15 protein-coding genes and 3 pseudogenes are annotated in these 18,838 nt (G+C 64.2%); 9 read left to right on the top strand and 9 right to left on the bottom strand.

The genetic code is table 11. The features are described 5' to 3' along the window. Positions 1–651: 651 nt before the first annotated feature. Positions 652–1,965, bottom strand: a complete 1,314-nt coding sequence (locus tag HQ394_RS13370) for a transposase (RefSeq protein WP_456151614.1) — start codon at positions 1,963–1,965, stop codon at positions 652–654. 294 nt (positions 1,966–2,259) lie between these two features. Here HQ394_RS13370 and HQ394_RS13365 point away from each other — a divergent pair, with 294 nt between their 5' ends. Then, entirely contained in the window at positions 2,260–3,816 is a 1,557-nt protein-coding gene (locus HQ394_RS13365; RefSeq protein ID WP_190260647.1) for a glycoside hydrolase family 71 protein, read from the top strand. A gap of 878 nt (positions 3,817–4,694) precedes the next feature. Here the strand turns inward: HQ394_RS13365 and HQ394_RS13360 are convergent. Beyond that, a complete protein-coding gene (locus HQ394_RS13360) occupies positions 4,695–4,925 on the bottom strand; it encodes a ParB N-terminal domain-containing protein (RefSeq protein WP_190260646.1) in 231 nt (76 codons plus the stop codon). Positions 4,926–5,222: 297 nt separating this feature from the next. Between HQ394_RS13360 and HQ394_RS13355 the strand changes: the two are divergent. Next, positions 5,223–5,550 (top strand): annotated as a pseudogene (locus HQ394_RS13355) (IS21 family transposase); the annotation flags it as partial. Between the two features lie 199 nt (positions 5,551–5,749). Here the strand turns inward: HQ394_RS13355 and HQ394_RS13350 are convergent. After that, positions 5,750–6,670 (bottom strand): transposase, encoded by a 921-nt coding sequence (locus tag HQ394_RS13350; RefSeq protein WP_190263301.1) that lies wholly within the window; start codon positions 6,668–6,670, stop codon positions 5,750–5,752. Between the two features lie 336 nt (positions 6,671–7,006). Here HQ394_RS13350 and HQ394_RS21220 point away from each other — a divergent pair, with 336 nt between their 5' ends. Together HQ394_RS21220 and HQ394_RS13340 are read left to right on the top strand one after the other, a co-directional pair. Further along, positions 7,007–7,528 carry a peptidoglycan-binding domain-containing protein gene (locus HQ394_RS21220; RefSeq protein WP_190260645.1) on the top strand — a complete coding sequence of 174 codons (522 nt, stop codon included), beginning with the start codon at positions 7,007–7,009 and terminating at the stop codon, positions 7,526–7,528. Positions 7,529–7,612: 84 nt separating this feature from the next. Then, positions 7,613–8,863 (top strand): right-handed parallel beta-helix repeat-containing protein, encoded by a 1,251-nt coding sequence (locus tag HQ394_RS13340; RefSeq protein WP_190260644.1) that lies wholly within the window; start codon positions 7,613–7,615, stop codon positions 8,861–8,863. 377 nt (positions 8,864–9,240) lie between these two features. Here HQ394_RS13340 and HQ394_RS13335 read toward each other — a convergent pair whose 3' ends face one another. The 5 genes and pseudogenes from HQ394_RS13335 to HQ394_RS20040 all read right to left on the bottom strand — a co-directional run. Next, a complete protein-coding gene (locus HQ394_RS13335; protein ID WP_456151613.1) occupies positions 9,241–9,615 on the bottom strand; it encodes an ATP-binding domain-containing protein in 375 nt (124 codons plus the stop codon). Then, positions 9,592–9,708, bottom strand: a pseudogene (locus HQ394_RS21590) (hypothetical protein); the annotation flags it as partial. The gene HQ394_RS13335 and the pseudogene HQ394_RS21590, both read right to left, overlap by 24 nt. A 142-nt stretch (positions 9,709–9,850) precedes the next feature. Continuing rightward, positions 9,851–10,729 carry an IS21-like element helper ATPase IstB gene (istB, locus tag HQ394_RS13330; protein WP_317628934.1) on the bottom strand — a complete coding sequence of 293 codons (879 nt, stop codon included), beginning with the start codon at positions 10,727–10,729 and terminating at the stop codon, positions 9,851–9,853. Beyond that, positions 10,726–12,225, bottom strand: a complete 1,500-nt coding sequence (istA, locus tag HQ394_RS13325; protein WP_190260643.1) for an IS21 family transposase — start codon at positions 12,223–12,225, stop codon at positions 10,726–10,728. Before istA ends, istB begins: the two co-directional genes overlap by 4 nt. Positions 12,226–12,339: 114 nt before the next feature. Further along, positions 12,340–12,471 (bottom strand): annotated as a pseudogene (locus tag HQ394_RS20040) (IS3 family transposase); the annotation flags it as partial. Between the two features lie 174 nt (positions 12,472–12,645). On the opposite strand from HQ394_RS20040, the gene HQ394_RS13320 reads away from it, so the two are divergent. Further along, entirely contained in the window at positions 12,646–13,077 is a 432-nt protein-coding gene (locus HQ394_RS13320; protein ID WP_190260642.1) for a hypothetical protein, read from the top strand. A gap of 17 nt (positions 13,078–13,094) precedes the next feature. On the opposite strand, the gene HQ394_RS13315 is transcribed toward HQ394_RS13320, so the two are convergent. After that, positions 13,095–14,111, bottom strand: a complete 1,017-nt coding sequence (locus tag HQ394_RS13315) for an IS1595 family transposase (RefSeq protein WP_190260641.1) — start codon at positions 14,109–14,111, stop codon at positions 13,095–13,097. Positions 14,112–14,366: 255 nt separating this feature from the next. Here HQ394_RS13315 and HQ394_RS13310 point away from each other — a divergent pair, with 255 nt between their 5' ends. From HQ394_RS13310 to HQ394_RS13290, 4 genes are all read left to right on the top strand, one after another. After that, positions 14,367–14,945 (top strand): polysaccharide biosynthesis/export family protein, encoded by a 579-nt coding sequence (locus tag HQ394_RS13310; RefSeq protein ID WP_190260640.1) that lies wholly within the window; start codon positions 14,367–14,369, stop codon positions 14,943–14,945. A gap of 32 nt (positions 14,946–14,977) precedes the next feature. Further along, positions 14,978–15,694: a surface lipoprotein assembly modifier gene (locus HQ394_RS13305; RefSeq protein WP_190260639.1), complete on the top strand. Its 717-nt coding sequence runs from the start codon at positions 14,978–14,980 to the stop codon at positions 15,692–15,694. Between the two features lie 554 nt (positions 15,695–16,248). Beyond that, entirely contained in the window at positions 16,249–18,273 is a 2,025-nt protein-coding gene (locus HQ394_RS13295) for a GumC family protein (RefSeq protein WP_190260637.1), read from the top strand. Next, positions 18,213–18,818 carry a CpsD/CapB family tyrosine-protein kinase gene (locus HQ394_RS13290; protein WP_190260636.1) on the top strand — a complete coding sequence of 202 codons (606 nt, stop codon included), beginning with the start codon at positions 18,213–18,215 and terminating at the stop codon, positions 18,816–18,818. Before HQ394_RS13295 ends, HQ394_RS13290 begins: the two co-directional genes overlap by 61 nt. Positions 18,819–18,838 lie beyond the last annotated feature (20 nt).

Raw genomic sequence — 18,838 nt, 5'->3', positions numbered from 1 at the left:
CGGTATCAGGACCTCGCGTCGGCGGATTTGCGGGGCGGTAGCCGACCCTACCCATGCTCGGCGGAGCTGCAGCTTCGGTTTGAGAAGAGTGGTAACGTCGTGGGCGTCGTAGGCGTGGACGTTGTCTTCGGGTTTCTGCCCGCTGTCGGCGACGATTGTCGCCTGGGTGGCGCGCGAGTGCTCAGGTTGGCGTAGATGGGATCGGCGACGAATCCGACGTTGCACGGAGCCGAAATAGCCACCACCAAACGATGGCATACGCGCCGGAAAGTCATTGACCCAACTGGTGCAACTGGCGGACGTGTCGATGTCCCGGCCGAAGATGACGCCCGCCCGCCACTAACGCCGCCGCGGCGCCGGCGGTGGCAATGTGCACCGCCGGCTGAACCAAGAGCCAGCAACAGCACCTCACCCCGTGGCCGCCGCCCGCGCGGCGCTACGTCGCCCTCGGCTGCCAGCGGCGCCCGATCGTCACGGCACCGGAGCTGTTGCTTCCGGTCTCCGCTCCTTCGTTTCACCCGCGATTTTCTCCTGACCGCTGCCGCAGCAGATGACCGCCACCGTCTGGCGGCGCTGTCCAATGCCGGCGCCTTCAACCGCTGGGCGCCGGCAGACATCGTTAACAGCCCGTTGATGATGTGCCCATCGTGATCATGGCGGGTTGGCGGTGATGGCGAAGATGAGGAAGCCGAAGTCGCCACGGCCGTCGGCGTCATGGACAGCAAAGAGGAGCATCGCCAGGATTTCCTCGCGGTGAGCGACGAACAGCAGCACCCGGCCGCGGGCGGCGGCCTCCTTCGGGGGNCCGCCGATCAGATGGCGCATCAGGATGCCGAGGTTGTAGCCGGCGACGTGGATCAGGTAGCGCTTGTGGACGTTTTTCCGCCCTCTGAGCCAGGTCCGGCGCATGCCGCCGCGTTCGAGAGTGTGAGCGAACGACCGCTCGACGATCTCGGCCCGTTTTCGTATCGCTGCCTTGCCGATCTCGGAACGAAGGCGGTTGCGGTTGGCGTAGACGGCGTCACTTGCCTCGGTATCGCCGTTCCAGCGAGAGAAACACTTGCGCTGCGGTTCGGCGATCNNTCGCGTCTTCCAGACGCCGCCGCCGTCGAGATCCTTCAGCACCCCNCGGGAGTGGTAACCCTTGTCGGCGACGAGTTCGGCCGTCACGGCCGCCGTCGGCGCGCGATCGACTTTCGCCAGGTTAGCCTCCGCCGCCTCCACGNNCGTGCCCGGCAACGTCGTCGTGTCGCTGTCGTCCGCCGGGTGGATCTCGGCCGCAACGACGGCGCCGGTGTCGAGATCGACGGCGTGTTCCGGCTTGTAGGCCAGCTGCGTGGTCCCGTCTTTCATCTTGGCGATTTTCGCCTCGGGATCGGTCCCGCTCACCCAGTCCGCGTTGGACAGCTTCTTGCCCTTGCGGGCGCGATCAATGCGAACGAGATCATCGGCCGAGGGCGTCTCGATGCCGCTCGAAGCGGCCATCCGCTTCAGCATCTCCCGGTAGGTCTCGCCGGAGTCCCGGCGGACGATCGTCCGCAGCGCAGCGTGCGCCTCCATCGTCGAGGCATCGACGCCGATCCGCTCGCGCTTGACGAGGCCGTGCTCGGCGATCAGCGCCAGCACCCAGCCGAACACCGTCTCGTGAACCTCGGCGGGCAGGCGCGAGCGCGTCTTCGACAGCCAGGAGTGGTCCGGCACCCGCTCGGTCGTCCGCAGCCGCAGAAACTCCCGGAGCGACAGCGAGTCCGCGCAACGCCACTCGATCCCCNNGCGCTCGGAGTCGATCCCCTCGAAATAACCGAACATGTGCATCCGGAAGTACCGACCGGGCGGAACCGACAGTGCCCCCAACTTCGCCGCGTAGTACGGCTTGCAGGTCACCTCCGCGAACGCATCGAACCCGGCATCGAGCAGCACCCCNTGAAGCCGATCGTAGAAAACGTGCCCCGGCGACCGCGGCATCTCCCGCCACGTCACCACCAGATCACCTTGCCGATCCCCCTGCCGACCCAGCGCCATCGGAAGCAATCCCCAGTTCCTGATCAACCCAGGGAGTCAGAGTCGCCGGACTTCGTCAACGGGCTGTTAGGCGATGCGCCGAAATTGTCAGAATTATCCGTGAAAATACAACTTTTGCGTTATGCAGTGCCATTTTGGTACAATCAAAAGTAGGCGTTAGAGTGGAAGTTTCAATCGATCGGTCCATGCGGCGCTCCCACTCCAAAATAAACGGCCTCGTTTACGGAGATTGTATCGATGAATACGCATACCTATGCAAAGTCACATAGCCGATTTGCCTCGGCAATACAGGGCTTTGCGGCAGCATCTATATTGTGCGGTATTTTTGCATTACATTCGAATGCTTCCGCAGCTGGGACTACGGACCCGTGCTTGGCTTTTGATCCGGTGTCAACTGACGTTCTTTTCGCCTCGAAGAAGGAGGTCTTCGGTCATTATTTTTATCCATTCCCCTTGTCGATGAGCAACCAGCCAGCTGCAACCGATTACTATAACGCCCAGTATCTCAATCCCTACGGGGAGAATGGCAAATATCTCGACCGGGGAGGGTTTTTGCGGCAACGCCCGCTGCCGGTTACTCCGGTTTCCAGCCGGGATTGGAAACTGCTCAACATCAAGCGCGAAGTGAGAATGGCCATAGCCCGCGGGCTCACGGGTTTTACCTTCAATGCGATGGACGTCGATCAGGTCAACGACCCAAACAGCCACNTCAATCTCCTGTTGCGCGCCGCTCAGCAGGTGGATCCTCGCTTCAAGATCATGATTATGCTTGACATGAATGCGTTGGATAACGCCGAAGCCCGGGGCGATGACAAAAGAGAATCAGCCTTGGCATTCATCCGGCGCGCCGCACAAAGCCAATCCTCATACAGGCTAAGCGACGGCAAACTCGTCGTTACGGCCTTCAACGCCAGCTATGATGTCACGAGTGACTGGTGGAAATCGATCTTCAATCAATTGGCTTCTGAGGGGATATCTGTCGCCTTCGTGCCGACATTTCTGGGCTGGGCAAGATATGCGAGCGATTACAAGTCCATAAGCTATGGGTATAGCGACTGGGGAACGGCGACCGTGCCCGCCATGGCAAATATCCAGTCAGCACCAGCCTTCTCGCTCAACACCTACGGCAAGATGTTCATGATGCCAATCGAGGTGCAACAGTACCGGCCGAAGAATAATCGTCTGTGGGAAGCGAGTAACAGCGCCCNNTTCCGAAGGTCGTGGATGAGCGCAATCAATGGTGGTGCGGATTGGACGCAAATTGTGACCTGGGGCGATTTCTCTGAATCTGGTCAAGTCGAACCATACACCGACAAAACACTCGCCAATGATATCGGCACAGGCTATTACAACCTCAATTTGTACTACGCGACGTGGTTCCTCACCGGCACGCAGCCGGCGATCACGCATGACGTTCTCTATTACTTCTACCGTCGGGAGCCCGTCGGCGCCGTTGCCCCGATGCAGTCCCAAAAGGTGAGCACGGCAATCGGGACGCCGGCTGAGAATAACATCGAGCTGCTCGCTTTCCTGAAGACGCCGGGGACGCTGACGGTCACGCTTGGCAACGCAACCTACACGCAGGATGCGCCCGCTGGAGTCTCATCGTTCAAGGTGCCGTTGCAACCCGGAAAGCCAATATTTTCGCTCGTGCGCAATGGCGCTAAGGTCTTTTCCGTGCCCGGCAAAATCCAGATCTATGGGGCGGAGGGGCTGCCTTCGGGCTACCAGGATCTGACCTACTGGAGCGGAAGCGGCTCCGTCGCCGGAACCTGCGCGCTCAGTGCCAATTGACACCGTCCCTTGAGAAGTGCGGGCTCACCTCCGGGCCCGCAATTCAATTTTTTCACCAGGACGTCGGGCCGTATTTACCGGCTCCGCTCGCGTAGGCGGAGTAGCTGAACGCAATCCGCCGATGGTTTCGACCGACCGTATCCCGTATGGACCTGACGCCCGGGCCCGGGCAAGAATCTCGTCATCGAGCTTGCTCATTAATGGCGAGCAGCGGATCCGCCGAAGCACGTGGTCCTCGACCAGGAGTTCGCGCACATGCTGGCGGAAGCGGCAACCGATCGCCCGGCGAACAGCAGGCCCTATTCCTTGAGCATGCTTCGCACCTGGTTCTTGAAATCCCGGCGAATGCCGACACGCCGGGCACGCGCGACCAGGCTCGAGCGGATGGTCTGACTCCGCTCGCTCTTTGATGCGGACTTCGCGATACCAGCTGATGCGAACGAGTTCGGCAAAGCCGAGCACGTCATTCTGGTCGCTCTTAGAGCAGCACTTGTGGGCGACAATCTGACCCAGACCACGCTCCGTTCGGCCTTTGTACGGTTTAACTGCCGTTTTCGCCGCACTCCTGATCCTCGCCGTACTATGGCGAAGGGACCGGTCGCCGATCTTGCAAGAGAATTCTCGCTGCTCAGGGCCTGGGACCGAGCCTTAGATCATATATGGCTGGTGACGACGATCCCACTCGCTGTCTACCTCGTCGGCGGGCTTCTGACATTCCATCTCCTACTGTCACGGTGACGGACCTGTACTTACGGTTCGCTGGAGGGCCCGCTCGTCGCTGGCGTTGGACCGCTCTTGAGCGCAAGCGTCGGCTATGGAGCGAGTGCGCTGCTGGGCGTGGGGTGTTGCGCGTTTAACAGGCGAACGGCTGAGTAAGATCAGCCGGCGTCTGGCGCGGCGCGCCTTTCTGCGAGACTGATGCCAGCATGGCCGGCGACGATCTCGCCGTCGTCGGTGACCATCACCGGCGCCGTCCAACCGTACTCGACCAGGGAGGCTGCCAGCTTCGCCACCTGATCGCCCGCATGAGTGCGGGCGTTGTTGGCGTAGGGCTTCAGCCGTGCGATCGGGCATTGCTCGATCTGCTCGGGCAGAAAGCAAAGCGTCATCGATGCGTTCCAATCGGTTGGTGATGCGGCCGCCAATCGGCGGCGCAGGGACAACGAGGTGGCTTCCGCCCTGGGGCTGCCTCACCTGCCGGAACCACCCCTCGATCCACCTGTGCGGGCGGCTATCACATTGATACTACGATGTTAATCTGCAGAGAGCCGGGACTCTGCGGTGGTTTCCCACGTGTGTAGGGCGGTGACAAATTAGGCCACGTAGCGGCGGTGATTGGTGCTGCCGCGCCGGAGCAAAATCTGGCCAGTGGTTAGGCTGTCTCTTTTTTGTGGGGGCGGCCGGGGATGTTTGCCGTGGAAGTCTACGCCGCCGCTCGGCATTTCGTTTTCATCGAGGGTAACAGCCGGCGCGAGGCGGCGCGGGTATTCGGACTGAGGCCGCGAGACGGTTTCGAAGATGTGCCGGTTCTCGTTGCCGCCCGGCTACACGCGAACGAAGCCGGTGAAGAAGCCGAAGCTCGGGGTGCTGCTGCCGGTGATCGACGCCATTCTCGAGGCGGACGGGACGGCGCCGGCGAAGCAGCGGCATTCTGCCAAGCGGATCTTTGAGCGACTGCGCGGCCAGCACGGCTATGCCGGCGGTCTGACGGTGGTGAGGGACTACGTCCGGGTTGCATGTTGCCTCCCCACGTTGACGAAGAGTTAAAGCACTTCCGCGGGAACTCCGCCTAAGTTCATCCGCGCTCCGACTGCAGCTTCATCCCGAGGCCGTGTGAAAAGGCGGGTCCGGCCCGGCCTGTTTTCGATGCCTCGGCGGATCGTGGCTGCCAGTCGTTGCTTTTTGCGGTCTGCGTGCAGGCGAGTCGAGGGGGTTACGCCCTGATGGCGGCGATGAGCGGCTTTACACCCAGGATGGCGATCATCCGCTTCAGGTTGTAGGCCAGAACGCTGAGGCTCATCTCGGTTTTCACCTTTTCGAGGCCCTTGGTCAGAAAGTGCGTGTGCCCCATCCACGCCTTGAGCGTGCCGAAGGGGTGCTCGACGGTCCGTCTACGGATCGTCATGCAGTCGGGGGCGCGATCCAGGCGATCGAGCATGGCATCGATGACGGCTTCGTGTTCCCAGCGTCTCACCACGCGTTCCTTGGCCGGCGTGCACTTGCCTTTCAGCGCGCAGTCGCCGCATGTTGTCGTCCAATAAGCGTGGAGCGTGCGGCCGTCGGCGACGTCGTCCTCCTGCAAGTCGGCGGCGTCCAGCGATTGAAGGTAACGCTCAATGCTCTGTTCGACCTGACCGATGCGCCGCATCAGCTTGCCCTTGGTGAAGTTGCGGTCGCGGGCGTTGACCGCCTTGAACTTGGCGCCGTCGATGGCGGCCACGGCGCGGGCGAAGAGCCCCAGATCACGACACAGACCGATGAACCGGGCGCAGACCGCCTGGATCGCCGGGCCATTATCCTTCCGGAAGTCGGCGATCGTCTTGAAATCCGGCGCCAACGGGCCGGTCAGCCACATCAACTCAAGGTTGCGCCTCGCCTCGCGCTCCAACCGGCGGCTCGACTGAATCCGGTTGAGGTAACCGTAGAGATAGATCTTGAGGGGCGTCGACGGATGATAGGCGGGGCGGCCCGTCGCCTTCGGCCTGACACGATGAAATCCCAGCGCCGCCAGATCCAGCTCTTCGACATAGACGTCAACGACCCGAACCGAATTCTCCTCGCCGACATAGTCATCCAGACTGGCGGGTAACAAACTCTGCTGCGCGCGGTCCTCACCTTCAACAAACCGGTTCATCCCGACCTCCCAGCGAACGTCGACAGTATGAACCGAATTGACGTTTTCACACAGCCACTCCCATTCGCGACCGTTTGGCCTGATCGAATAGCAGACATCGCCGTTGTCGTGATCGAAACTGGTGCTGACATCATTCACCACGGTTGGCGAAGTCGATATGAGAATTTTGGACAATGAGGGTGCGGTGAAGATGGTCGCTTTCGAGCGGTCTGCCGTGGTCGCCAGTGCAAAATGCGACCATAGACGGTCCCGGGGATGCTCGGGGAGTTCCTCTAGTCGATCCGTGCGGATTCGTGATAACCTAAGTTGAACAATGCTTGGGAAAAGCAACGATCGATGCGGCGAACCATCATCGCGGGAGTTGTCTTGATCGCGATCGCGCTGTCAGGATGCCAGAGTTCCGGTACGCCGCCGACCGGCGCATTTGAGGCACCGGCGCATACGACCGTTGTTAGCACCCCGCCTGATATTCGCGACGCGCAGCGCCTCCTCAACGCGCTCGGCTACGGCGCCGGCGCCGCCGACGGGGTGATCGGTCCACGAATGCGCTCCGCCATCGCCGACTATCAGAGCCGCAACGGGCTGGAGCAGACCGGCCAGCTGACCTCCCCCTGCTCCGCAAGTTGCGCCGCGAGGCGCAGGTGCTGCAGGCGGCGCGGCAGGCCCAGACGCCGAAGGCGAGCCGACCGCCTCAACCGAGGAAGCCCGCGATCTCGACCGCGCAGACCCAGCCGCCGTCGGTCGCGGTCGCGGAGACTGACTTGGTACAGTACGACAGCAACGAGACGGGTGGTGTATTGGGACGAGTTCCCCGGCTGTCGGACCCCGATTGACGATCGAGGAAAACAATTAGAGTAATGGTGAGCAACACCACTGGCGACCCCAGCTTTCGGAGCGGCACCTCCCATTCGGACAACGAAAACCGGAGGATGCGGGTGATGGGTGAACGTCACGCAACGCGGCCCGCTACCGCTGGACGCCCCGCCGGCTGTTTGGGATCGGCATCGTCGTTGTCCTGTTCGTCGCGACGTCGTTCGCCACTTGGTACACGCGTGGCCACGCCAAATTGAACGGTTCAGCCAGGACGTGGCAGAGGCCCCGCAAGGCGACGATGGGGCGAGTGCATCCCTCGCGCCGGGCATCAACCTTTTGGGGATCGGCAAGCCGAATGGGACATCGGAGAGGGTCACCGGAACGAAGGCGCGCGAGATCGTCGTCGACGCGAGCGGAAATGGCGACAGCAGAGACATTGCCGCGGCGATTGCAACCGCGCCGCCGGGCGCGGTCATCCGCATTCGCCCTGGCTCTTACAAGAGCGTCCTGACGCTCGACAAGGACGTGCATCTCGTTGGCACGCCCGAGAACCCTGGCCAGGTCAATGTCACCGTCTCTAGCAAGTCCTGCCTGATCTCCAGAGCCGCTGACGCGTCCGTTTCGGGCATTTCGTTGCGTAATGATGGGCAAGAGGCAGGACCCTGCGTCGTCGTGTCCTCTGGGCGGCTACGTCTCGAGGATGTGGAGATCATGTCCGGCTCGGCCGTCGGACTGAGCGTTGACGCGCAGGGAGAGGTCCTGGGCCGGGCCATCCGGATTGTCGATACCGCACAGCACGGCCTTGTTATCCGCGATGGCGGTCGGCTGATCCTGGAAGCGGCGGCAATCGAGGGCAGCGGCGGGGTCGGCGCACAGATCGTCAGAGCGGGCGAAGTGGAGGTTCGCGACAGTCGGGTGGTCGGCGGAAAAGGTGTCGGGATCGTTGTTGCCGACGGTTCGCAGGTTCGCCTGATCGGCAACACTGTCGCCAACAACGGGAGCTCCGGCATCGAGGTGCTGCGGACAAGAGGGACCGTCATCGCCGATAACGCCGTGTCCGGCAACCGCGAAGCCGGGCTCTTCCTCAATCGCAAGAGCGATGCCACAGCGCTCGGCAACCAATTTGCCGAAAACGGGCTGTCGGGCGCGATCATCATGGGTTCGTCCGGCCGGTTTGAACGCAACCGACTTGAGGGCAATGCCGAGCATGGCGTCTATCTGACCAAGGGCGGCAGCGGCGTATTCACCGATAACGTCATTGATGGCAACCGCGGGCACGGTATCGCTATCGAAGCGGACAGCCGTGCCGAGCTACGCGGAAACCGGATCCTGAACAACAAGACTCCGGACGTGATCGGGCCGGCTGCAGCGACCAATTAGGGTACACGCACGGTGGCGACGAGGGAGGGAGACCCAGCGACCTGTTACCTCTCATCTTGACCGTGTCTGGCAAAAATACGTTATCTGCGCGGGAATTGAGGCAGGTAACGCGCAGACTGACGATGCAGATCTACGGCGCAAGGCCGTCTGTTCTTCCTCCGGAACCAGCCTCCGCAGGGAGTTGCGACGAATCCATTGCGGACGCAAGCGCAACCGAAGCCGAGAACGACGAGATTGGCGACAAGCGGCGGGAAACAAGGAACGCTTTTCTGACGCTCGGCCGAACGATGTGATCGGGGTCGGCCCCGAAGCCCACCACGACGCCGATTCCGCCTGTGCCGCGCCAGCCGCGGCTGGCGCGGCACCTGCAGCGTCGGTCACGCAGAAGCTCCGCGCGCGCAGCCGACGCTGAGCGCCGCCGCCGTGGCTTGCCAGTCGTGCGTCAGCCACTCGCGTAGCTTCGACCATCGTCGCCCCGTCTGTTTCCCCTTGACCGCGATCGCCATTGCTTTCTTCTGTCCGACAACGACGACCAGCCGCCTGCCTCGCGTGACCGCGATGTAAAGCAGGTTACGCTGCAGCATCGGATAGTGCTGAGTGGTGAGCGGGATGACGACGGCCGGGTACTCCGACCCCTGGCTCTTGTGGATCGTCGTCGCGTAGGCGAGCACCACCTCGTCCAACTCGCCGAAGCCGTAGGTCACCAGCCGACCATCAAAGTCGATGACCATTTCCGACGCATCGAGCTCGATTGCCTGGACCACGCCAAGGTCACCATTGTAAACATCCCGATCGTAGTCGTTCTCGACCTGCATCACCTTGTCGCCGATGCCATAGATCGAGCCGAACCGCTCGACGCGGTGTCAACGGCGGAGCAATTCTGGGCCACGGTGTCGGAGTAAAAGCAGGCCATTTGGGCGAGAGCGGTGCAATCACGGCAAGGGGCCCGATCGGGCCCCTTGCCGTGCGTCGGCTTTGCCTCGGGGATCAGGGCTTGCTGGTTTCGCCGGTCTCGGGATCGACGGTCTCGGCGGTGGTCTGGTTTTGCTCCGCCCGATCGGCTGCGGTGGGGGGACGACGACGTCCGGCGGATTGCTTCAACCGGTAGCTGTCGCCGTTCATGGTGAGGATATGGACGTGGTGGGTCAGGCGGTCGAGCAGCGCGCCGGTGAGCCGTTCCGATCCCAGCACCGAGGTCCAGTCCTCGAACGGCAGATTGGAGGTGACGAGGGTCGAGCCGCGCTCGTAGCGCTGGGAGAACACCTCGAACAGAAGTTCCGCCCCGGTCGGCGACAGCGGCAGGTAACCGAGTTCGTCGACGATGAGCAACATCACCGACTGGAGATCGCGTTGCAGCTTCAGCAAGCGGCGCTCGTCACGCGCCTCCATCAACTGGTGCACGAGGGCGGCCGCGGTGGTGAAGGCGACGGTGAACCCCTTCTGGCAGGCGGCAAGAGCGAGGGCGAGCCCGACATGGGTCTTGCCGGTGCCACTGTTGCCGAGCGCGATGACGTTCTCCCGGCGCAGGATGAACTCGCAGCGGGCCAGCTCGAGCACCAGCATCTTGTTGAGGCTGGGAATCGCGGTGAAGTCGAAGGTGTCGAGGCTTTTGACCGCCGGGAAGCGTGCTGCCTTGATCCGCCGCTCGACCATTCGGCGTTCTCGGTCGATCAGTTCGAGTTCCACCAGGCGCAGCAGATAGCGGGGATGATCGACGCCGTCGCGTGCGCATTCGCGGGCGATCTTGTCGTATTCCCGCAGAACGGTCGGCAGCTTCAACTGCTTGAGGTGATGCGCCAGCAGAACCTGCGGTGTGCCGCTTGTCGTTCCCGCCGGCATCGCATCAGCGCCCGCCTTGCCGGTCATGCCGTTGTCCCGGGAACGAGAACGGCGTAGTCAGCCGCCGCCGTCATCCTGACGTCCATTTTCGGCAGATGTGGATAGGCCGTCAGGTCGAGCCGGGCCGGCCGCCGCTCGACGCGCGCCAGAGCAATCTGCTTGACCGCATCAAAGCCGATGACGCCGAGCCGGATCGCTTCGCTGACCGCGCTCGCCACCATCTCCATCGGGATCGCCTCCATCAGCCGCAGCACCTGGATGAACTCCCGCCTGCCGCGGTTGCCCATGCGCGCCTCGAGGAGATGGCGCAGGTGCTGGAACGCCTCCGGCAGATCCCAGTCTTTCAGCGCCGCCGCCTGGTCGAGGGCATTCGGCTTCGTCTCGATCAGCGCCAGATAGTGCAGCGGCTCGAATACGAAGGTGCCCGTGCCATAGCAGCGACGATGCCGGGCGATCGCCTCGCCGGCACAAAGGATCACCACCTCGTCGACGAAGCCCTTCACCACAACATCCCGGAAGCCGTATGCCGTCGGTACCGAGTAGTCGTTGCCGCGGTAGCGGACCAGGGCGGTCGATGAGACACGGGCCGCCCGCTTCTCGCTCGGCTCCAATGGCACCGCCGGCAAATCCCGGAAGGCTTCGAGGTCGGCGACGAGACGCTCGCCGATGGTTTCGCCGTGGCGACCGGCGCGTTCGCCTCGTCGCTGCCGGCAGCGCTCTTCCAGCATGGCATTGAGATCGTCGAAGCTTGCCGCCTGGGGGATCGGCGTCAGGAAGTTCGATCGAGCATACTTCACCAGCCCCTCGACCTTGCCCTTGTCGTTGCCCTTGCCGGGACGGCCGAAGCGATCCTGGAACAGGTAATGGCTCTGCAGTTCCGTAAAGGCCCGGGTGCGCTCCCGCCTGCCGTCGCCGCAGATCTTCGCCACCGCGAGCGTCGTGTTGTCGTAAAGCACCGACAACGGCACGCCGCCGAAGAATGCGAATGCCGACACATGCCCGTCGAGGAAGGCTTCCGTCGTCTCCGCCGGATAGGCCTTCACGAAAGGAGTATCCGATTGCGGCAGGTCCATGCAGAAGAAGTGGATCTTCTGCCGGACGCCGCCGATCACGCCGATCGCCTCGCCAAAGTCGACCTGCGCATGACCGGACGGATGAGCCAGCGGCACGAAGGTCTCCCGCAATCTCCCCGAGCANACCCGGACGTAGTCCCTCACCACCGTCAGACCGCCGGCATAACCGTGCTCGTCGCGCAGTCGCTCGAAGATCCGCTTGGCCGAATGCCGCTGCTTCGAAGGCGCCGTCCTGTCGGCCTCGAGGATGGCGTCGATCACCGGCAGCAGCACCCCGAGCTTCGGCTTCTTCACCGGCTTCGTTCGCGTGTAGCCGGGCGGCAACGAGAACCGGCACATCTTCGAAACCGTCTCACGGCTCAGCCCGAACACCCGGGCCGCCTCACGCCGGCTGTTGCCCTCGATGAAAACGAAATGCCGAACGGCGGCGTAGACTTCCACGGCAAACATCCCCGGCCGCCCCCACAAAAAGAGACCGCCTAACCACTGGCCAGATTTTACTCCGGCGCGGCAGCACCAATCACCGCCGCTACGTGGCCTAATTTGTCACCGCCATACACATGTGCGAACATCAGCGTCATCGCCACGCCGATGCCGGTAGCGGATTGAGCTGCGGTCGGCCCCGATCAAACGGCACGCCTGACGCTCGCTCACCGCGTGATGCTCGCGCAGATGAGCCACGGCCTCTCGCCGCGCGCCCCGCGCCGGATACCTGATCGCGTGTCGCGCCCACGCTCGGAAGCCGATATTCGGAAGCCGATATAAAGTGAGGTAAATTGCGGACTTATGTAGCAGCCGCCACTGGCGTTGGGTTGTGGAACGGGCAGCGAGGGATGACCATGGCTTGTCATTAACGATGGGGGCTGTCGCATGTCCGAACCGCACGTCGTCGCGGCATTGAAAGACAAGCGCGCCGAACTGGCGGGTATCATCGGCGAGTTGGAGAAGCGGATCGACGGGCACCGGGCCGACCTGGTGCATCTCGACGCGACGTTGCGGATGTTCGCACCGGACATCGAAGTGGCCAGGATCAGGCCGAGATCCGTCCACCGACGCAACGCCTGGTTCGGCAGGGGTGAATGTGCCCGCCTGGTCTACGGCATTCTGTGCGCCGCCGTGCGGCCGATGACGTCGCGCGAGATCGCCGAGGCGCTGATGGCCTGCCGCGGCCTCGATCCGGCCGATCGTCGCACGCGAGAGCTGATCCAGAAGACGGTACACGGCATGCTGAAGCATGCTGAGCCCAGCATGGTCGCTGCGCCAGCGGATGGTCAGGCGTTGGCGTGGCGGGTCGCCGACTGACCGGAGCGACGGCGCGGCTATGCCGCACGACGCCGCTGCCAGTAGCCGCAGAAATCGACGCTGGGGCGGTTGGCGGCGACCAGCGAGACGGTGGCACGGAACTGCATGCCGTTGCTGTCGCGGCGGTGATCCTCGCGCCACGCCGCCCCTTGNGCGTAGCGGCTCAGGTCCGGGCCGGAGATGTGGTGGTGATGGCCGATCTCGGCCCGGCGGATACGGCTGAAGAAGCTCTCCGCCTGGTTGGTGCAGGCGTCATCGCTGGCATACTCGACGGAGTGGTTGACGCGTCTGGGATCGAAGCGCGCGTGCAGCGCGTTCCAGGCACCGGCCTCGTCGGCATGGACGGTGCTGGCGCGGTCGACACGGGCCTGAATGAAGTCCAGGGCCGCATCTTCGTTCTTGAAGACGGTGGCGATGGTCCGGCCGACGGAGGTGCCGTCGAGGATGCGCTCCCGCGCAACGACCACGCATTGCCGCTTGCCGGTCCGGTTCTCGGCGAGGCGGCGGTCGACGCGGTCGGCCTTGCGGTTCTCCGGCCGGACGTGGCCGCCGAAATAGGCGCCGTCCACCTCGACGCTGCGGCCGGCGCCGCCGAGCCGGATGCCCTTGCTCTCCGATACCATCGCCTCACGGAACTTGTGGGCCAGCACGAAGGCCGTCTTGTACTGGACACCCAGGTCGCGCGACAGGGCAAGCGCGCACTTGCCCTTCACCTCATTGACGAAGATGACGATCGCCGCGAGGTAGACGCGCAGCGGCAGCTTGTGGCAGGCAAACAGCGTGCCGCTGGTCAGGCTGAAGTCGTGGCGGCACGCCTTGCACCGCCAGCGTGGCGCGCCGTTCGGCCGGCGGCAGTCGTAGCAGCGGCTACAACCGCAGTGCGGGCATACCGGGTGACTGTCGCCGTCGGCCCAGCGGATCGCCGCGAACACCGTTTCGGCTTCCCTGTCCGTCATCCGCAGCACCGCCGCCACCGACAGCGTCCGCGCGGCGGCGGAGAGGAGGAAGTGCTGACCCTTGCTCCGGCGGGGCATGGCGATCTCCGACAGGTGGTTCGCCCAACATAGCCGCCGCGAGGTCGCCTGTGAAACACTATGTTCGTATTTTGTTCTACGTTCAGCCGTTCCGACAGTCCCACTCGATCGCCAGTGGCGCATGCTACATAAGTCCGGTAAATTGGCGATTGCTTAGGATGAGGGGATCGGCGTCACAGACCTGTCGAAGCGCGGCCGCTCCTGATACCCTGTCGGGCATCCCGCCGATTCTGCGGCGGCGGATAGTGAGGAAGCATGGCGAAATTCCTGATTGTTGCAGCGATCCTGTCGTTGGCCGCGCATTCATCGCTGCACGCCGCCTCGGCGCAGGACCCCGAGCCCTACACGCTGAACGCCGGCGACGCGATCGCGGTCTCGGTGTGGCACGAGGAGGACCTGAGGCGCGACCTCGTCGTCCTGCCCGACGGCACCGTCTCGTTCCCGCTCGCGGGCACGCTAAGCGTGCAGGGGCTGACGACGAGCGAGGTCGAGACGCTGCTGGCCAAACGGCTCGAGAAGTACATTCCCGACGCGGTCGTCACCGTCTCCGTGACCGGCGCGTCCGGCTACCGCGTCTACGTCATAGGCGAGGTGACCCGCCCGGGCGAGTACGTCGCCCCGCGGAGGATCACGGTGATGCAGGCGCTGAGCCTCGCCGGCGGCCTGACGCCTTACGCGGGCGAGAGCAGCATCCGCGTGCTCCGTCACGACAACGGACGGACTGCCTCGATCTCGTTCGCCTACTCCGAGGTCAAGCGCGGGCGCGATCTCGACAGCGACATCGAGTTGCGGAGCGGCGACACCGTCGTCGTCGCCGGGCAGACCCTGTTCTGACCGAGCGAGCCGTCGCGACGAGGGAGGGCTGCGTGCGAGCGGCTCGCGATCGGGTGGTGGCGACGGTCGGCGCGGCGGCGTGCCTCGCCGCCGCGCTCTCCGCCTCCCCAGACGCGCGCGCCGCCGAATGGTTCCAGGAGAGCGAACTCGGACAACTCTTCAGCTACGACAGCAACATCGGCCTGAGCGACGGCGGGTCGGGATCGAAACGGATCTCGGGGACGCAGTCGACGAGTTCGATCGACCTGAACTCCGGCGTGCGCGCGCCAGCCGCCAAGCTCTCTCTCAACTCGCTGTTCACCTTCAATCTGTTCCCCGGCAATTCCGAACTCGACTCAAACGATCAGTACTTCACCCTTCAGGGCGAAAAGATCCGGGAGCGTTGGAACGCCGGTCTCGCGGCCCGGTACGTCCGCGATACATCCCGCACCAGCGACGTCACCGAGACCGGCAATTTCATCCTTCAGAACAAGCGGCGGAATTTCGTCAGTGTCGCGCCAAGCCTCGGGTACGGCGTCACCCACCTCGATCAACTCAGCCTCACGCCCTTCTACAGCTATTCGCATTACGGCACCGACCTCCTCCCAGATGTGACGACCTATGGAGTGGCGGCCGGATGGGCGCACGACCTCAACCCGCGCATCAAGCTGACCACGACCGCGTCCGCTACAAGAGCCAGTTCGCGGACGGAGGACAGCACCTACTACACCGTGCTCTTCGGCGCGACCCACGAGTTCTCAGGTCATTGAAGGGCTCCCTCGCTGTGGGCCCGAGCGTCGCCGGCACCAGATCTGGTTCGGGCGACTCTACGACCGAGAGGAGTTCGGGCAGCGGGACCGTCGCCGGCTACGCCATCGACGCCAAACTGAGCTACGCCTTCCAGGAGCGACTGACTTTCGAGGGAGAGGTCGGCCATGNGCTTGACGCCCAGCACTTCGACCGGCGAACTGAACGAAGACACGACGCTCAGGATCAGTTCGAGCTACGAACTCTACCCCAGGGTGTTCCTCGAGACACCGATGTTCTATCTTCATCGTGATNCAGGTCGGCAACGGCGGCGGGGGCGGGGGCGGGCAGACGACGATCGGGACGNNCAGTCCCGCGACTACGCGTCGATAGAGCCCACGGTGCGCTGGCGGATTCACCGGGACTGGGACCTCAGCGTGGGCTATAGATTCGGGTGGCAGTCGAGCGACGGTGGCGACGCCTTCGCGAACGCTGCGTTCGCGTCGCTCACCTATGATCTACCGCGTTTAACCATGTCGCGGTGACGCCAGAAGCACGAGGCGGAGACATCGGAACCATGGACAACGGCCCGGCCAACCTGCAAGAGCTTCTCGCGCTCGCGCGACGGCGGATCTGGTGGATCGTCGCGCCGTTCTTCGTCCTCTTCCCGTTGTCCGCCGTGATCGTCCTGTTCTTGCCACCGGTCTACGAGTCCACGGGGAAGATCCTCATCGAGGATCCCGACATCCCGCGCGAGCTCGCCGTCTCGACGATTTCGAGCGCCCTGGACAAGCGCCTGCAGACGATCAACCAGCGGGTGATGACTGTCGATAACCTGGCGCGCATACTCGAGGCTCGCGATCTCTACCCCGAGGATCGCGCGCAGATGTCGTCCGCGGAGAGCGTCGCGCGTTTCCGCCAGCACATCGACATGAAGCTGATCACGGCGGGGGCCGGAGGGACCACGATCGCCTTCACGGTGTCGTTCCAGCATCGAAATCCGAAGGTGGCGGTGGACGTGACAAACGATCTCGTCGCGCTCTACCTCCGTGAGAACGTCCGCGATCGCCAGTTCCGCGCGACGCAGACGGCTGAGTTCTTCGAGTCCGAAACGAAGCGGCTCGAAGGCGTGATCGCCGACCTCGAATCAAAGCTCGCCGACCTCAGACGGACTCAGTACGGCAGCCTGCCGGAACAGCTCCCGTTCAACCAGCAGCTGATCGCTCGCGCCGAGGAGGAACTGCGCGACCTCGATCGACAAACGCAGACGCTCCAGGGACGACGCGTCTATCTGCAGACCGAGGCGGCTAAGCTCGCCTCCCGCGGACAGATCTTTCCCGACCTCGATCAGCTCAAGGCGCTGCGTCTGCAGCTGACGCAAGCGTCGAGCCGCTACGGGCCCGATCATCCGGATGTCGTCCGCCTGCGCCGGGAGGTCGACGCGCTCGAGCGGGAGACGCAGGCGCCGACCGACCGGGCGTCACTGCTAAAGCAGCTGGCGCAGACGGAGGCGCAGCTCGCCGTCGCGCGAGAGCGTTACACCGACAGCCACCCGGAAGTCGTGCGGCTGTCGCGTCAGGCGGACGCGGTCCGCGCCCGGATCGCCGCGGCGCCGGGCGCCGCGGCCCCGACCGCCCTGGCCGCGAACGATCCCGCCTCGCTCCAGGTGCAGCAGCAGCTGCAGACGACCGACGTGGAACTCGCCGCGGCGACGAAGCAGCAGGACGCGGTTCGTCAGCGGATCGCCGAGTACGAGCGCCGCGTCGAGGCCACGCCGGGCGTCCAGCAGACCTACCAGGCGCTGACGCGGCAGCTGGACGCGGCCAGCAACGGGTATTACGAGATCCGCAACAAGCAGACGGCGGCGCAGATGGGCGAACTCCTCGAAATCGAGCGGAAGAGCGAGCGCTTCTCGCTGGTCGAGCCGCCGGTCGAGCCGAACGCGCCGATCAAGCCGAACCGCAAGAAGCTGCTGGCGTTGGGATTCGCCGTCTCCGTGGGGTTCGGGTTCGCGCTCACGGCCGCCCTTGAGATGATGGATTCGTCGATCCGCGCGCCGCGCGATCTTGTCCGTCTCGCCGGCGGGCTGCCGCTCGCCGTCATTCCCTACATCGCGACCAGACAGGATGTCGCACGCGTTCGCAAGCTGCGCGCCGCGGTTTCGGCCGCCGTCGCGCTCCTCGTCGTGTTGGCGCTCGCCTTCGTTCACTTCGAGGTGATGCCGCTGGAGGCGGCCCTCGCGACGATAGAGCAGCGATTGGAGACGACGTTCGCGCGGGGGCGCCTGAGATGGTCAACGATCAGGCCGGCCGTCCCATCGAGAAAGTGCAGCGCGCCCTCGAGCGGGCGCGGCGCGAGCGGGAGAGTCGCGCGCTGCGGCCGGTCGCGGTCGCAACCGACCAACCGGCCGCCCGCGCGGTGGACGCCGCGTCGACGGAGGCTCGCGGGGTCCCGAAGGTCCGCCGCGCGATCCCGCAGGGACAACTTTCCGAGCGGATCGTCGCCGGACTCGACGACGCCAAACTCGCGGACGCCTTCGGGATGCTGCGGACCCAGGTCGTCCAGCGCCTGCGCGAGGTCAAGGGCTCGACGCTTGCGGTGACGAGTCCGCGGGCGGGAGAGGGCAAGACGCTGATCAGTTGCAATCTCGCGGTGTCTCTCGCCCGCCTGACCGATCTCGGCGTGCTCCTCGTCGACCTCGACCTGCGCCGGCCGTCCGTGCTCAGCACCTTCGGGTTCGCGCCCACGAACGGGATCAGCGACCACCTGCTGCGGGGCGTTCCCCTCGCCGATTGCTTCGTCGATCCGGGGATCGACCGGCTCCTCGTCCTTCCGGGCGGGGCGGCCTCGCCCAAGTCCTCGGAGCTCCTGTCGCCGGTGCTGATGTCGAAGCTGACGGCCGAACTCGTGGATCGCCACGCCGACCGCATCATCGTCTACGACCTGCCGCCGGTGCTGATGATCGCCGACGCCCTCGTCTTTCTCGAGCACGTGGACGCTTGTCTCCTCGTCGTCGAGCAGGGCCGGACCCGGCGCGAGGACGTCACCCGCTGCCTCGAGCTGCTCGAGAAGATCAACGTGATCGGCACAGTGCTGAACAAGACGCGGGCCGCGACGCAGACCTACGGCTACGGTTATGGTTACTAGCGACGCGCGAGAGAGACCCC

The organism is Defluviicoccus vanus (genome assembly GCF_014672695.1).
GTDB lineage: Bacteria > Pseudomonadota > Alphaproteobacteria > Rhodospirillales > Defluviicoccaceae > Defluviicoccus > Defluviicoccus vanus.
This window is presented reverse-complemented; position numbering and strand designations above follow the sequence as displayed.

Excerpts from the sequence above, each read along its gene's own strand:
- HQ394_RS13310 (WP_190260640.1), top strand. The coding sequence starts at position 14,367 with ATGGCGAAATTCCTGATTGTTGCAGCGATCCTGTCGTTGGCCGCGCAT.
- istB (WP_317628934.1), bottom strand. The coding sequence starts at position 10,729 with ATGACCGGCAAGGCGGGCGCTGATGCGATGCCGGCGGGAACGACAAGC.
- HQ394_RS13350 (WP_190263301.1), bottom strand. The coding sequence starts at position 6,670 with ATGAACCGGTTTGTTGAAGGTGAGGACCGCGCGCAGCAGAGTTTGTTA.
- HQ394_RS13295 (WP_190260637.1), top strand. The coding sequence starts at position 16,249 with ATGGACAACGGCCCGGCCAACCTGCAAGAGCTTCTCGCGCTCGCGCGA.
- HQ394_RS13320 (WP_190260642.1), top strand. The coding sequence starts at position 12,646 with ATGTCCGAACCGCACGTCGTCGCGGCATTGAAAGACAAGCGCGCCGAA.
- HQ394_RS21220 (WP_190260645.1), top strand. The coding sequence starts at position 7,007 with ATGCGGCGAACCATCATCGCGGGAGTTGTCTTGATCGCGATCGCGCTG.
- HQ394_RS13360 (WP_190260646.1), bottom strand. The coding sequence starts at position 4,925 with ATGACGCTTTGCTTTCTGCCCGAGCAGATCGAGCAATGCCCGATCGCA.
- HQ394_RS13290 (WP_190260636.1), top strand. The coding sequence starts at position 18,213 with ATGCTGCGGACCCAGGTCGTCCAGCGCCTGCGCGAGGTCAAGGGCTCG.